The sequence below is a fragment of the Bartonella sp. ML69XJBT genome, from assembly GCF_028618515.1.
Lineage (GTDB): Bacteria > Pseudomonadota > Alphaproteobacteria > Rhizobiales > Rhizobiaceae > Bartonella.
Genome location: NZ_JAQITB010000003.1, coordinates 20,602 through 36,395, shown reverse-complemented (window position 1 = coordinate 36,395; position 15,794 = coordinate 20,602). Strand labels below are relative to the sequence as shown.

General features: G+C 37.8%; 10 protein-coding genes. 4 read left to right on the top strand and 6 right to left on the bottom strand.

Annotation, left to right across the window (positions count from 1 at the left end; translation table 11 throughout):
- Nucleotides 1-320 precede the first annotated feature (320 nt).
- The 3 genes from guaB to PVV68_RS01540 form a co-directional block, all read right to left on the bottom strand.
- Complete coding sequence (guaB, locus tag PVV68_RS01550; protein ID WP_273719990.1) at nt 321-1,820, bottom strand: IMP dehydrogenase; 1,500 nt, start codon at nt 1,818-1,820, stop codon at nt 321-323.
- A 140-nt stretch (nt 1,821-1,960) separates the two neighbouring features.
- Nucleotides 1,961-3,532: a phospholipase D family protein gene (locus PVV68_RS01545; protein WP_273720140.1), complete on the bottom strand. Its 1,572-nt coding sequence runs from the start codon at nt 3,530-3,532 to the stop codon at nt 1,961-1,963.
- 338 nt (nt 3,533-3,870) lie between these two features.
- Nucleotides 3,871-5,256: a sigma-54 dependent transcriptional regulator gene (locus PVV68_RS01540; protein WP_273719989.1), complete on the bottom strand. Its 1,386-nt coding sequence runs from the start codon at nt 5,254-5,256 to the stop codon at nt 3,871-3,873.
- A gap of 250 nt (nt 5,257-5,506) precedes the next feature.
- Between PVV68_RS01540 and PVV68_RS01535 the strand changes: the two genes are divergently transcribed.
- Entirely contained in the window at nt 5,507-5,866 is a 360-nt protein-coding gene (locus PVV68_RS01535; RefSeq protein ID WP_273719988.1) for a hypothetical protein, read from the top strand.
- Between the two features lie 685 nt (nt 5,867-6,551).
- Here the strand turns inward: PVV68_RS01535 and PVV68_RS01530 are convergent.
- Together PVV68_RS01530 and galU are read right to left on the bottom strand one after the other, a co-directional pair.
- Nucleotides 6,552-7,544, bottom strand: a complete 993-nt coding sequence (locus PVV68_RS01530; RefSeq protein ID WP_273719986.1) for an SIS domain-containing protein — start codon at nt 7,542-7,544, stop codon at nt 6,552-6,554.
- A gap of 39 nt (nt 7,545-7,583) precedes the next feature.
- Nucleotides 7,584-8,474 carry a UTP--glucose-1-phosphate uridylyltransferase GalU gene (galU, locus tag PVV68_RS01525; protein ID WP_273719985.1) on the bottom strand — a complete coding sequence of 297 codons (891 nt, stop codon included), beginning with the start codon at nt 8,472-8,474 and terminating at the stop codon, nt 7,584-7,586.
- A gap of 272 nt (nt 8,475-8,746) precedes the next feature.
- On the opposite strand from galU, the gene PVV68_RS01520 reads away from it, so the two are divergent.
- Complete coding sequence (locus PVV68_RS01520; RefSeq protein ID WP_273719982.1) at nt 8,747-10,003, top strand: lytic murein transglycosylase; 1,257 nt, start codon at nt 8,747-8,749, stop codon at nt 10,001-10,003.
- 15 nt (nt 10,004-10,018) lie between these two features.
- A complete protein-coding gene (locus tag PVV68_RS01515; RefSeq protein ID WP_273719981.1) occupies nt 10,019-11,080 on the top strand; it encodes an SGNH family hydrolase in 1,062 nt (353 codons plus the stop codon).
- A 139-nt stretch (nt 11,081-11,219) separates the two neighbouring features.
- Here the strand turns inward: PVV68_RS01515 and PVV68_RS01510 are convergent, their stop codons facing one another.
- A complete protein-coding gene (locus PVV68_RS01510) occupies nt 11,220-13,244 on the bottom strand; it encodes a M3 family metallopeptidase (protein ID WP_273782591.1) in 2,025 nt (674 codons plus the stop codon).
- Between the two features lie 354 nt (nt 13,245-13,598).
- Here PVV68_RS01510 and mgtE point away from each other — a divergent pair, with 354 nt between their 5' ends.
- A complete protein-coding gene (gene mgtE, locus PVV68_RS01505; protein WP_273719979.1) occupies nt 13,599-14,975 on the top strand; it encodes a magnesium transporter in 1,377 nt (458 codons plus the stop codon).
- Nucleotides 14,976-15,794 lie beyond the last annotated feature (819 nt).

Below are 15,794 nucleotides of genomic sequence, written 5' to 3'. Positions count from 1 at the left end.
GAGAAAATAATGAACACTTATAATAATGGAAAAACAACTTCATCTAAAAGCCGTCACAATACAATGCCCTCAAACAATGGAAAGAAATCCATCCAAAGTGATCAGACTAACACTCGCCAACGTGCATCAAAGTCGGCGCGGAAGACAACAAAAAGTTAATTCCCTTAATTTCGTATAACACACAGAAAGAATTGGAATATCAACCTCCAATTCTTTCTCTTTTAGAGTTATTAAACGAAATCATAAAAAGAAAATGATAGCCTCGCTCCATTTTCTCAAAAGATTTTATACCATCTCACATAGCTCTATGCGCTTACACATCAGACAGGGCCGCGGTAATTAGGACTCTCTCGTGTGATAGCAACATCATGTGTATGGCTTTCATGGAGTCCGGCATTGCTGATACGAACAAATGTCGCTTTTTCACGAAACTCTGCCAAATCCTTCGCTCCAACATAGCCCATTGAGGCACGCAATCCACCAGCAAGTTGATGTAAGACCGATGCTATAGGGCCTTTATAAGCTACTTGCCCCTCTACACCTTCAGGAACCAATTTAAGTTCATCACGCACTTCATCCTGGAAATAGCGATCTGCCGATCCCCTTGCCATAGCACCAACGGATCCCATACCGCGATAAGCCTTAAAAGATCGCCCTTGATAAAGATAAACTTCGCCAGGACTTTCATCTGTACCTGCTAAAAGAGAACCAATCATAGCAGCACAAGCCCCACCTGCTAAAGCTTTAGCAAAATCTCCAGAAGCTTTAATCCCGCCATCTGCAATCACAGGAATACCCGCTTTTTCAGCAACTTCAGCAGCACTCATAATGGCTGCAAGTTGTGGTACACCAACCCCTGCAACAATTCGTGTCGTGCAAATAGAACCAGGACCAATACCAACTTTTACCGCATCTGCACCACTATCAATTAACGCCTGTGTTGCTTGAGAAGTCGCTACATTACCAGCAATAACTGCTGGAGAACACGCCATTTTTTTAATTCGCTCAACGGTCTCTAACACACGTTGAGAATGCCCATGGGCTGTATCAATCACCAGTACATCAACACCTGCATCAATAAGTCGTTCAGCCCGTTCAATCCCATCATTCCCCACACTACTGGCAGCGCCAACACGCAAGCGCCCCTGAGAATCTTTGGCTGCATTTGGATTTAATTGTGCTTTTTCAATATCCTTAACTGTTATCAAACCAACACAGCGATTTTGGCCATCCACAACCAATAACTTTTCAATCCGGTGATGATGTAAAAGATATTTTGCCTCACTAAGTTGGACATTTTCATGCACAGTTATCAAATTTTCATGGGTCATTAATTCATAAATTTTTTGTTTTGGATCTGATGCAAAACGCACATCCCTATTCGTTAAAATGCCGACAAGCCGTCCCGCAGTCTCACCTTTAGCTCCATTTTCAACAACCGGAATACCCGAAATACTATGAGAACGCATCAAAGCTTTTGCTTCTTCAAGTGTTGCATCTGGCCCAATTGTCACTGGATTAACAACCATACCAGATTCAAACTTTTTTACCTGACGAACTTCTTCAGCTTGCTCTGTAGGAGACATATTACGATGGATAACACCAAGACCACCAGCTTGAGCCATAGCGATAGCCAAACGCGATTCTGTTACAGTATCCATCGCAGCAGAAAGCAACGGCAAATTTAGCGTGATATCAGCTGCAATACGCGTTCTCAAATCTACTTGACTAGGCATAACAAGAGAATGACCAGGCTGTAAAAGCACATCATCAAAAGTCAATGCCAATACACCTGTCGCCGTTTCAACAATCTTTGCCATAGCCAAATTCCTTTTATAATAAAACACCGCAAGTAGTTTGATACAACTGCGGTTCTCAGACGTTGTGGATTGGCAAGAAATTATGCCATGCCACAAAAAAAATGAAAAGAAAAATAATTTTTTAATATAGTTTATAAAATCTACAATTGTGATTCAATGGGTAACCAACTTATTATTTTCGCAAACACACGACGCCAAAAACTGCTTTCCGGCTCATAATCAAGGCTATGCTGTTTTTCATTTTCAATAAAATCCCAATAAATACGGTTATTATCAGCAAGACGGAGGTGATAACTCATTTCACCAGTTGTTTCTTCAGAAAAAAGCAAATCTAATCTTGCTGTAATTGGTGCACATTCAAAAAGGATACCCATCTCCGTATTCAGTGCAGCTGACCTGGGATCAAAGTTTAGAGAACCAATAAAAGCAGTTTTACGATCAACTAAAAAAGCTTTAGTATGTAAACTTGCCTTACTTGAACGAAAGAGTCGTAATCCGTGCATATTACCACCGGGTTTTAACTCATAAAGCTTCACACCACTTTTCAATAACGCTTTACGATACGGTACATAACCACCATGTGCCAGTGCCACATCAGTGGCCGCTAAGGAATTTGTAAGAATTTTGACATCAACACCCTTTGAAACCAAATTGCTCAAATTCTGCGTACCTACTCTACCTGGAACAAAATAAGGCGATGTAATTTGGACGGTTTTTTTCGCATCACTAATAACCTGTGAAAGTGCCTTCATAAGCCAATTTCCTGCTTTTTTGCGCAATGCTTTTTCCGGAGGGTCGGAGAGTACGACAACTTTATCTGCTAAAAATAACCGCTTTCCTACTTGGATAAAACAATCAAAATGAATATGTTCTTTGACATAGTCGAGATAAACTTTCGCAACCTTGGAATCACGAAATTTACGTAATTTATCCTTCCAATAGCCAAGATCGCTTGCACTTTTAGGGACAACCAAAGTATGAATTGGTAAAACGACAGCGCTATTCCAAAAGTCATCAAAAATGGTTTCCACCTTTTTAACCGAAGGACCAATTAACATCAAATCTAAATCTCGAAAATGGGATTCTTTACCAGCGTCAAAATAAGAATCGGCAAGATTACGCCCTCCTACAAAAGCTACTCGACCATCTACAATGAAAGCTTTATTATGCATCCTGCGCGTTACAGTAATTGCCCGCAATATAATCTCTAAACCACGGCGTAATCCCCCCTTTCGTGATCGACCTGGATTAAACATTCTCACTTCAATATGTGGATGTTTGTCCAAGGCAATATAAGCTGGATCACGGGCTTGAGCATTAATATCGTCTAAAAGAAGACGCACTCGAACACCACGATCAGCGGCCTCTACTATTTCACTTAATAATAAGCGCCCTGTTAAATCATCATCCCAAATATAATACATGAGATCGAGACTACGCCCAGCCTGTGCTGCTCCTATCGCACGAACACAAAACGCATCCAAATTACTAATGATGAGTGAAAGAGCATCTTTATCAATTCCTAGCCCATCTGTCTCCTCTGCCAATCGGCTTATGATACGGTCAAGCTTGGTTTCATCTTTCTTAATAGCCAATGCATAAGAACACACTCCCCTAGCGTTTTTCATAAAACGCCCATATGTGTAAATAGCCAACGTAGACGCAATAAAAAAAGATATGGTAAAACTGATAACAATCTCTAAAAAAGTCAAAGAAGACAAACTTTCTATTTTAAAGCTATCGCACCACTAGCGATACAAACCATAATATTTAAATAATGATCAAATCTTAATCATTACAATAGATAAAATGCCATCCCTTGCTTAAGAGAAAATAAACTTAACTCAAATTATGAAAAATAAAAAAGAAGCATTAAAACTGAGTTTATTTTAATAAAATTAATACTTATTAAAATTTCAAATTATCCTCAACGCCTCATCTGCATTATACAATACTTCTTTTAAAATCTCCCCTTCTACTGCTGATATTAAAAGATCTTATAATTTTTCGAAGATTATACTTCTTAATAAATGGAGATTTATCACGGATTTTATTTTCGTTCTTGGTTTCTTATTGCTCTTAATGCTTCTATTTTTCGATAAAGCGTAGAGCGACCAATACGAAGACGGCGAGCAACCTCACTCATATGTCCCTTATAATGTTTTACTGCTTTCTCAATAATATCATATTCCATCTCTGCAAAAGTGCGCACATGCTCATCAGCATTTAAAAATTGTATCGATTCTTGTTCATGATCTTCTTGAACATCGCTCTCAACAATATTTGGAACACCTATTAATGAATTTCCCATTAATTGAGGGAAATCCCGAACCGTTAACAAAGGCCCCTCACTGAGTAAAACCGCACGAAATAAAAAATTTTCAAGTTCGTTACGATTACCAGGCCAATCATACTGCATAAGTAATGAAAGAGCTGATCCTGCTAAACCATGTACATGCGATCGCCCTGTTTCAATGATAATGTGGTCAATCAAACGTTGTGTAAGCTCTGGAAAATCGTCTCTCAATTCCCGCAAAGCAGGAACACTGATTGATAATTGGGAAAGTTGTTCAAACAAACTGTGCGAAAAACAATCTTCTTTAACTAGATCTGAAAGCCGTGACGTTGAAATAGCCATGACACGAACGGAGGGGGGATTGTTCTTTGTAGCCTCATCCCTCTCTTGAAGATAGCGTGCAAAACGTTTTTGCTGTATAGGCTCAAGTCGATCAACATCATAAAGACACAGTGTTCCTCTTTCAAGAGAAGAAACCAGTGGCAAAAACTCTTGAAACCACTGGCGACTTTCTTCTTCTGGATCTATGAGAGCTGAACATTGAAAGCGAACAAAAGCCCCATCCGATAACAAACCCTCATGATGAATAATGCGAGCTAATGTTTCGCGACCAGTACCATTTTCACCTTCTATCAAAAGATTCTGTAATGAAGAGGCTGCACTCCTTGATTGTTCCAGAACTATCTGCATTGCCCTGCTTTTTATACAGAGATCCGAAAAACGCAAATGATTCTCATTTTTTCGCCGAGTATAATGAACCTCACGCTCCAATGCTGATAAAAGAGAGAGAGTATCCAAAGTAACCCTTAAGCGCAGTGGTGTAACTGGATAAATCCAATAATCAATAGCCCCTGCTGTTAAAGCCTTTTGGAGTAAATCTTGATTCTCTTTTTGTGCTATCACAACAATAGGAACAGAAACACCAGCAACCCTAATCATTTTAATCAAATCACCCACCCCCAAATCACTCATAGCAACATCAATGAGTGCAAGAATAATATTTTTACGTCTGTGTAAAAGATCAATCGTACGCAGGCCATTTTCTGCTTCAATGACACGGTGACTAAAACTTCGAAGCATAGCAGAAAGCTCTATACGTCTTCCATAATCTTCACTCGCAACAAGAATGGGACCAACCATAATTTTAATAATCTCCTTTGAGACTACTAAACGACTTAATGTAACAATTGTTGTAAACCATAAGAAATATTTCGCCTCTTGTGTTTATACAAATTTCATCAAGCTGCTAATTAAATACAACATTAAGGCATTTTTTTCCATTTTTTTACTTTTTCATTGATTTTTATCAAATTTTTTATCTTGACTCATAGAATAATTTAACAATGTTATAGATCTTAGAGAGCAGAGTAACATAAATAGAGTGAAACAAATGAAACACACCTACCGTACTTTATGTCTTACAATCATCGCTTTGATGTTAGGTGCCTGTAGCTTTTCACAACATTATGAGCAAAATATACAGGCTGGAATTGATGGTAAATGGGTTGATGAAAATGGTATTATTTCTTCTTTCCGTAGAGGTGTTTTTGAAACGCGTGCAGCAGATACAGAAGAAAAATTGTCAGAAGGTACCTATAATTATGTCAGTGCTCAACATATAGAAATTGAAATACGCTCCATTCTTCGTGGCACAATCTCTAAAGTCAGTTGTATAATGTCACAAAATGCAATGCAACTGTTCTGCTCATCATATACAGGATCACAGTTTTCTCTTAAGAGAAAATTTTAACATAATAAAAACTATGGGTTCTACAAGAAATGTGATAAATTTGCATATCAGGAGGTATCACCTCTCTTCCTGATCAAATTTCTTTTAAAATAGCAAAGATAATACAGTTCCTTATAGGTAACGTATTGATTATAATGATCGTTCATTATTTGCATATAAAATGAGAAAGCTGAATATCGTAGGATTTTTTTCATTCCAATCCTTTCCTATAGTGAATCAATCTCAGCCATTCGCTTAGAGCTTACAAGCGGGATTAGCGTGTAGATAAAAAACTCTTTAAAAAAGTAAGCATGCCTCTCATGAATGCTCTCCAGTACCAAAGGCTGCCGCAACCGAGCACTGATAAATAGTATGATGATGCCAACTTGCTCCTTTATAAGCGTAAAGATGATAGTATTAATAGATTCTTATCGTTATACCATTCACAAGCGGCGTCACGAAATGGATTTGGATGCCTTAAGAGATGTTCTTTTACAAGCGTAATGAATTTACAACACAATGGCGTTCTGTTTTATGTAAGGAACATACCCCCGTGAAGTAGAATTTGCAAACACCATAAAAAATGCAACCAGCCATCTTTTCCAAGAAGTACTTATAAAGCTACTGCCTCATAAAATTTTATTTTTATTATTGTTGCAGCTGTTTTACTCTAAAATAAAACGCTCTCTGGTATGAGCGCTCCCACTTATGCAGCCCCAATGCGCAAAAGATCATGAAAATGAACAATACCTACCGGTTTCTTATTTTCAACTACGAAAAACGCACCAATATGATGATCATTAATAAATGCTGTTGCAGCACCAACCAGTATATCTGGCTCTAGAATTTTAGGTTTTTTTGTCATCACCTCATCAACATTAAATTTTGATAAATCAAAATGCATGTTGCGTGCAAGATCACCATCGGTCACAATTCCGATTAATTCACCTTTTTGGTTCACAACGCCAACACAACCAAAATGTTTTTCAACCAAAACATTCATTGCTTCAGTCATAGTTGTTCCCTGCGCAACTAAAGGAATACGATCTCCCTCATGCATGATGTTACGCACATATTTCAGACTTGCACCAAGAGAACCACCAGGATGATAAATTTTAAAATCCGTTGCAGTAAAACCACGCATTTCTAAAAGAGCAACAGCCAATGCATCTCCCATTGCTAATTGCATAATAGTTGAAGTTGTCGGAGCAAGCCCGTGAGGACAAGCTTCTTCTATCTTTGGCAACAAAAGGACAACATCAGCTTGTCGTCCTAATACAGAGTTTTCACCCGATGTCATGGCAATAAGTGGTATGTGAAAACGCGCAGCATGATTGATAATGCCACTTAATTCTAAGGTTTCACCTGACCATGACAAAGCAAGAATAACATCATCAGAGCCAATCATACCAAGATCACCGTGATTAGCTTCTGCAGCGTGAACAAAAAAAGCAGGTGTTCCAGTGGAAGCTAAAGTTGCCGCAATTTTTGTACCTATATGCCCACTCTTGCCAAGGCCTGTAATTACCACATGACCACTCGCATTTCTAATGGTTTGAACAGCTGTTTCAAAAGGGGAAGAAAGATTTCCGATAAGAGCTTCTTCAAGGGCTTTAATCCCTTGTTTTTCACTCGCAAGCGTTTTAAGCGCTGAGGCAACGGCACCTTGCAAAGGCATATGAGGAGACTGTATTATCATGATCAAACTTGATAAATGAAATTAAACGAGAGATCTATATCATTTCTCAACTTTAATGATTTCTAGTAAATTTTTCAATGAAGCAGAAACTTCGCTATGCATATCAGCACGTGCTAAAGAAAATGCAACGTTGGCTTCAATAAAACCAGCTCTAGAACCACAATCAAATGTGCGCCCCTCTAACTGGAAACCAAAAAAATCCTGCTCCTTTGAAAGCCATACCATCGCGTCCGTTAATTGAATTTCGTTTCCTGCTCCTCGTTCTTGATTGGCAAGAATATTAAAAATTTCTGGTTGCAAAATATAACGCCCATTGATGTACAGATTTGAAGGTGCTGTTCCTTTTGTTGGTTTTTCTACCATTTTTGTGATTTTAAAACCGTTTGCAATCTGCTCGCCTTGTCCAACAATACCATATTTATGCGCCTCTTTCGGATCGCATTCTTGGACTGCTATAATATTTCCTCCACCAGTTTTCTCATAAAGATTAATCATTTCACAAAGACAGCTCTTTTTAGCTTGTATAAGCATATCTGGTAATAATAAAGCAAAAGGCTCACTCCCAACTAATTCGCGCGCGCACCAAAGAGCATGTCCTAATCCTAAAGGTTGCTGTTGCCGCGTGAAAGAAGTTGACCCTGGTGGAGGCTGTAAGGCGTGTAAATGTTCAAGTTCTTCCCTCTTGCCACGTTCGGCAAGCGTTGTATATAATTCAACTTGCGCATCAAAATAATCCTCAATGACTGCTTTGTTGCGTCCAGTAACAAAAATAAAATGTTCAATACCAGCTTCACGTGCTTCATCTACAACATATTGAATGACAGGCTTATCAACAACCGTCAGCATCTCTTTAGGAACTGTTTTTGTTGCAGGAAGAAAACGTGTACCAAGACCAGCCACAGGAAATACTGCTTTCCGGATTTTATGCACTCTCACTCTCTTGCTCCTCATTCACCGTATCACTTTCTGATTTGCTTTAATATATGTTTTTACTAAATAGTAAAAAAGACATCTTATTGTTTTTATCGCCATTATAATGGACAAGAAAGAGATACAAGAGTATGCTAATTTATCACCAATCTTCCTAAATAAATAATCCGTTTTAGCCTTTCTTACTTGCTTGATAACATGTTTCAATAAGATCAAATACAAAATAAAGTTCTTGCACAACAAAATACTTGAATATTGAGGGGAATTTTAAAATGCACAGCACGAAATCTAAAATTTTCTCTTCTGCAAAAAAATCAACAAATCAGAAGGCTTTTATTATAGGTTTAGTTACTCTCTTTTTTGCTTTTTTCACGTTTTCTACATCATTTTTACATGCTGATGGTGGTTTTAAACTTTGGATTAAAGAATTTAAAAAAACAGCTCTTGCTAATAATATTTCACCCTCTACGTTTGATCTGGCTTTTAAAGGTGTCAATGCAATTGATCCAGAGGTTTTAGAAAGAGCTGCATACCAACCAGAATTTGTTGATCCCTCATGGAATTATTTCGATAATCGTGTTCATGATATTGCAATTGTAGAAGGACAACGCCAAGCAAAAAAATGGCAAAAATGGCTTCCTCAAATTGAAAAACGTTTTGGTGTTGACCGCAATATCCTCCTTGCTATTTGGTCAATGGAAAGTAATTATGGAAAGATTTTAACAAATAAAGGTGTAATGCGTGATACTATTCGCTCCCTTGCAACCCTCGCCTATGCTGATAAAAAACGTGCCAAATACGCCCACGCGCAACTCATTGCTGCCATGAAAATTCTCCAACGTGGTGAAATTACACGTGTAAAGCTTACTGGATCTTGGGCTGGTGCTATGGGGCATACGCAATTTATTCCAAGCAGTTATCTCGCTTATGCTATTGACATGGATGGAGATGGACGGCGCGATATTTGGACCTCTGTTCCAGATGCTTTGGCTAGTGCTGCTAATCTTCTCTATATGAACGGTTGGCAGTCTAACCTTCCTTGGGGAGTAGAAGTTAAAGTGCCAAAAGGTAAAAAACTTCCAGCAAGTTGGCATTCCTTTGAGCAATGGGCGAAGTTAGGTGTAAAACAGGCAAATGGGCAAGCTCTTTCTGCACTCTCTGAACAAGCAATATTAAAATATCCAGATGGACCAGAAGGCCCCATATTTTTAGTAACAAAAAACTTTTTTGTTCTCAAACGTTATAATAATGCAGATCGTTATGCTTTCGCTGTTGCTCTTCTCGCTCACCGTATTGCTGGACATGCTAGATTAGTTCAAGATTGGCAACGACCATTTCCCCCTCTTACATTCCATGAGCGTAAAGAATTGCAATCTCGCTTAGCCAAACTTGGCTATTATAAAGGAGAAGTTGATGGAAAAATCGGTACTGCCTCTCGAAAAGCTATCAAAGCTTTTCAGCAGCGCCATAGCTTAACAGCAAATGGCTATCCAACCTATAATGTTCTCTCTTTGCTGAGAAAACAATAATCTGGAGCAAAATATTTGTCCTGTTTCCGCTCATTATACTTGATTTTCCTGTGTTTTTCTCTCTTTGCCGTGAGTGTCATACAACCATCTCCAAGTAAAGCTACGAATTTCTTTAAATGGTTGTACCAACATAACACAGCCGAACAACAACCACCGCAAGTTATAGAACAAAAGATATATAAACCACAAAAAAAGAGTGTCGTAAGAAAACCCCAGCAACAGTTAAAAGGCGAAAATGCAAAACGTATTCTTGTCATAGGAGATTTTGTAGCTTCTGCTGTTGCTGATGCACTCAAAAAGCTTTTTACCGAGAATAGTGATGTTATCATCATAAATGATACAGTACCAGCTTCTGGTTTAGTTAGAACTGATCATATTTCTTGGAAAAATAATATTTCTGAACGCATTGATAAAAATAAACCTGATGCTATTGTCATGGTGATCGGCGCAAATGATAATCAACCAATCACAACATCTTATGGCATATTTAATACGGTTCAGACAGAATGGCTCAACATCTATAAACAGAAAATTAGCGAAATTGTTGAAAGTCTTCATAGTTCAGGAAAACCATGGATATGGATGGGGCAACCTGCTTTTGGCAATGATACCTTGACACAAAAAATGAAAATTTTTAATGCGCTCTATAAACAAAAAACAGAACAAGCAGGAGGATATTTCATTGATATTTGGAGCGGCTTTACTGATGAACAAGGGCAATTTTCTTTTTCAAGCTATGATACAGATGGAAAAGTCGTTAGATTGCGCACACCTAATGGTATCAATTTTACCACTGCAGGAAAAAGAAAACTTGCTTCTTATTTAGAAAAACAATTAGAAAATATCTTAAGTTTTCATACATCTTCCCACGAAAGTCTAATTTTAAATAATACCAATGTTCCAAAGCTTATACAACAGCTGGACAATATTGTCCGCCAACCGCCAATGAGCCTCGATAACATCGCGCAACAAAATACCCACCTCGTGGGCAAAATAGAGCCAAGTTTCATACAAAAATCGTGGTCACCTCCCAATGGTCATCAGAGAGACCGCGCTGATAATTTTTCTTTTCCCTAATGTTTTTTTAAATAGAGAATCTTCGCTTTTTTCAAAGACTAAAATCCTCTTTTCATATGTCTTTGATCGAATAACAATTTGCATAAATTTCATTGGCTAGAAAAAATAACGGCATGGCTCCCACCATACCGTTCTCTTCCTATAGTCCACGTTTTTTAATCATCGCTTCTGGTGAAGGCAACCGTCCGCGAAAAGCTTTATAGAGTTCTTCTGGATCGCGGCTTCCCCCAGCAGAATAGATAAAACGCTTTAAGCGATCAGCAAGTTCTGAATTAAAAACATCATGCACTTCTTCAAAAGCCTGAAAAGCATCAGCATCAAGCACTTCTGACCACAGATAAGAATAGTAACCAGCAGCATAACCATCTCCTGAAAATATATGCATAAAATGAGGTGGACGATGACGCATGATAATTGCACTAGGCATTTGTAATTTTTCTAACTCCTGATGCTCAAATATAGTTGGATCCGGTATGGTTTTTCCTTGGTGAAAAGCCATGTCCATGAGAGCAGATGAGGTAAATTCAACCGCAGAAAAACCAGCATTAAATGTCTGTGCCAATAAAACTTTATCCATCAGTGTTTGTGGCATGGGAAGCCCTGTTTTTGTATGTGTAGCATAAGACTTTAAGACCTCCGGTACAGTTAACCAATGTTCGTAAAGTTGAGAAGGAAGTTCAACAAAATCACGTGCAACCGATGTTCCCGCAACAGACGGCCATGTTATATCAGACAGCAAACCATGTAATGCATGACCAAATTCGTGGAAAAGTGTGTGCGCATCATCAAGGGATAAAAGAGCAATCCCTCCTTTGAGGGGCTTCGCAAAATTACAAATATTGTAGATAATAGGCTTTTGTCCACCATCCAATTTATGCTGTGATTGCAAACTGCTCATCCATGCCCCAGACCGTTTTGATGAACGCGCAAAATAATCACCAATGAAATGTCCAAGCACATTTCCATCAGATTTTTTTACTTCCCACAAACGTGCATCAGGATGCCAAAGTGTAACAGCGCTTTTTTCTTCAAAGGTAATACCAAACAGCTTTTCTGCCACACCAAAAGCTGCTTCAATCATGCGATCAAGCTGAAAGTAATATTTAATTTCAGAGCCATCGAAAGAAAATTTTTCAGAGCGAAGTTTTTCAGCGTAATAACGCCAATCCCAAGCCTCTAAAGTGTCATTGCTGCCCTGATTATTTGCAAAATTTTGCAATTCAATCTGCTCGACCGCAGCCTTAGCTCTCGCCCGTTCCCATATAGGTGTAAGCAAATCCATAACCGCATCAACATTTTTGGCCATGGTATTATCGAGTTTCAAATCTGCAAAAGACTTATATCCTAGTAATTTAGCCTTTTCATCTCGAAGTGAAACGATCTCTACAATAATCGCTCGATTATTGTTTTCATTCTCATTTTCACCACGTTTGGCCCAAGCTTGAAATGCAATCTCACGCAAATCACGACGATGAGAGAATTTCAAAAATGGCTCAACAATTGAACGTGCCAATGTTAATGCATATGCATCTTCATTGCCTCTTTCACGCGCAATTTCATTCATTGAAGCAATGAGATCATCAGGTAAACCAGATAAATCCGTTTGTTTTAAAAATAAAATCCATTCAGCTTCATCTTTTAAGACATTCTGACCAAAAGTAGCATTTAGAAAAGCAAGTCTTTCATTAATTTCAGTAAGCCGTTTCTGACCTTTTTCATCTAGTTTTGCACCATTACAAACAAACTTTTTCCACCATAATTCAAGCACACGTGTTGTTTCACTATCATACATGCCTTGCTGCGATTGTTGATAAAGTATGTCTATTTTTGCAAATATCCGCGCATCCAGCATTATTTTTGAAGAATAACGAGAAAGCTTTACAACAAACTCTTGTTCTAACTGTTGAATGAAAGCGTTACTATGGGCTCCCGTGCGCAAGAAAAATATTGAACATACACAACTGAGCGCTTTACCAGCAAGCTCAAAAGGCTGCAAAAAATTCTCAAGCGTTGGTGTTTCTTGCACCGTTGCAATCGTCTCCAACTCTTCTTCTGCTTCTTGAAGTGCCTGTTCAAAAGCAGGTTTAAAATCTTCATCACTTATTAAAGAAAAATCAGGAAGCCCTGCAAATCCCTTCCAATCCAATACTGCCGCTTTTGTCATAATATGACCTATCTCCAATTATAAATTTAACGTATAATTATCGCCTTTACGATACACATTGATCATACACTAAAAATGATGACTATGCTTTAAAATGCCTTTTAGACCACTATTGTAGGAGTAAAAATAAAGGATATCTTCAACACTGGGAAATAAACAAAAATAAGAATCCCTCCCTATTTGATTCATGAAATTGTTTATAACATGCGATCTATCCTTGACTTTAATTTTAAATATTAACAATTGGGAGAATATAATTAGGAGGGGCTTTTCTTCAATCTTCCACAACTTTTGTTTTATCTTGAACCATGATTTAAAATTATAATTCTTTAACCTTTCAGAAGGTACTTTATTATGACTGAAATTAAAACGACCTTCGACTTTAAAAACTCTTCTCCTGAAGCTCTTGCCGAAGAATTACAAAATCATCATTTTGCTGACTCAATTGATATCATTAATGATCTCGATATCATGGAACGTGTAGCTATCTTAAGCCTTTTACCTCTTGATTATGCCATTGAACTCTTCGACAAACCAGAACTTGAACAACCAGCTGCTATTCTTGAACTTCTTCCTGTTAATCGTTCTGTTGAAATTCTTGATGGCATGTCTGCTGATGCCGCCGCCGATGTCTTTCAAGAAATGGACAAAGAAACCCGTACGCGGCTTTATGCATTGCTCAAACCCTTAACGCGTTCTGAAATTAAAAAACTGACCAGTTACCCTGATCATACAGCAGGCGCATTGATGACTACAGAGTTTATAGCCATCCCCGCAAACTGGACCGTAAAAAAAACTCTGAATCATATTCGTGATGTCGAACGTACACGTGAAACAGTTTATACAAGCTATGTCATTGATCCCAAAACAGGCATTCTTCTCAAAGCTGTTTCCCTACGTAATCTTATCCTTGCTTCTCCTGATGAGCAAATTCTCAACGTTTACACACATGACACCCCCATTACAATATCTCCCTTTACACATCATGAAGATATTGCACGTCTTTTTCAGCGCCATGATCTTCTCTCTGTACCGGTGATTGATGACGATAATCATGTCATCGGGATTGTCACTGTCGATGACGTCCTTGATACAATGGTTGATGAAATGAGTGAAGATGCTTATAAATTTGCAGGTATGGAAGCTCTTGATAAGCCCTATATGCAGATCAATTTTTTAGGAATGATGAAAAAACGGGGTGGCTGGCTCGCATTACTTTTTCTTGGTGAAATGCTAACAGCAACCGCTATGCAATATTTCGAAACAGAACTTGAAAAAGCCATTACTCTCACACTCTTTATTCCCCTCATTATGAGTTCGGGAGGAAACTCTGGATCGCAAGCAACATCCCTTATTATTCGCGCATTAGCTCTACGTGAACTCACACTCAAAGACTGGTGGAAAATTATCATTCGTGAAATTCCAGCAGGGATATCTCTTGGCCTTTTACTGGGAATTATTGGAATGATGCGTATTGCTCTTTGGCAACAACTTGGTATCTACAACTACGGTGAACATTGGATTTTTATTGCCATAACAGTAGGCGCAGCTTTAGTTGGAATTGTCACCTTCGGTTCTTTATCCGGCTCCATGCTTCCCTTTATCCTTAAAGGCTTTGGATTTGATCCAGCAAGTGCTTCTGCACCTCTTGTAGCAACTTTAGTGGATGTGATGGGAATCGTAATCTATTTTTCTGTTGCCTCCCTTATCTTGTCTGGAACTCTGCTCTAACATGAAAAGTAAAAGTCTTATGAAATCTAAGATCTCTTCATTAGATAATATATTGATTGATAATTTATCGTTTTACAACTTGAATGAGAAACTTCAATAAAGCAAATTTCTGTTATTTTAAACCTGTCTTATTACAAAACATAAAAAGCCTATTCGTTTGCACATCATAGAAAAGGTAACATGTAAAATAAAAACTGTTTGAGAAAAAAGTAAAATGCCTCTCATCTACCATATCACTACAATAGCAGTTGGCAATATTAAGAGCCAAAACTAACATATGAATGCTAGCTTATGCCTTGAATAAATTAAAGCTGCTAGTAGCAATGATCTTGCGTCATATCTTTCATGAGTGGTGTTATAAATAGCTTTAGATTGATATATCAATAAGCTGTAGAGTGATATATTGCTCTTTATAAAGGGCATGATACATGAAGCAATATCTTAACTTGTAAGCCATAAACAACGCATATTCACCCAAGCTCTTTGATCTTATTGTATTGTTTCAAACATTCCATCGTTCAGAGACTAAAAAATTATTCAATGATAACTCAAAATAAGCATGACTTGTTTAAATACAAGAGTAGCTGTGTCATAGGAAATAGATAAATATAAGGCTAGCTTATAGTTTCAAACATACTAGAAATATGCTTAATAGACTTTGCTTTGATGATATTCACGGATAACACGAGAAAATGAATCTAAGTAAAGAATCTTCTTGAAGTATGGTTGTATATTAATAATATAATACACTGCGTAAGCTTCACTATTTAAAAGATATTATGATAAATAACTTTGAAAAATGCGACGCTGAATTAAGGA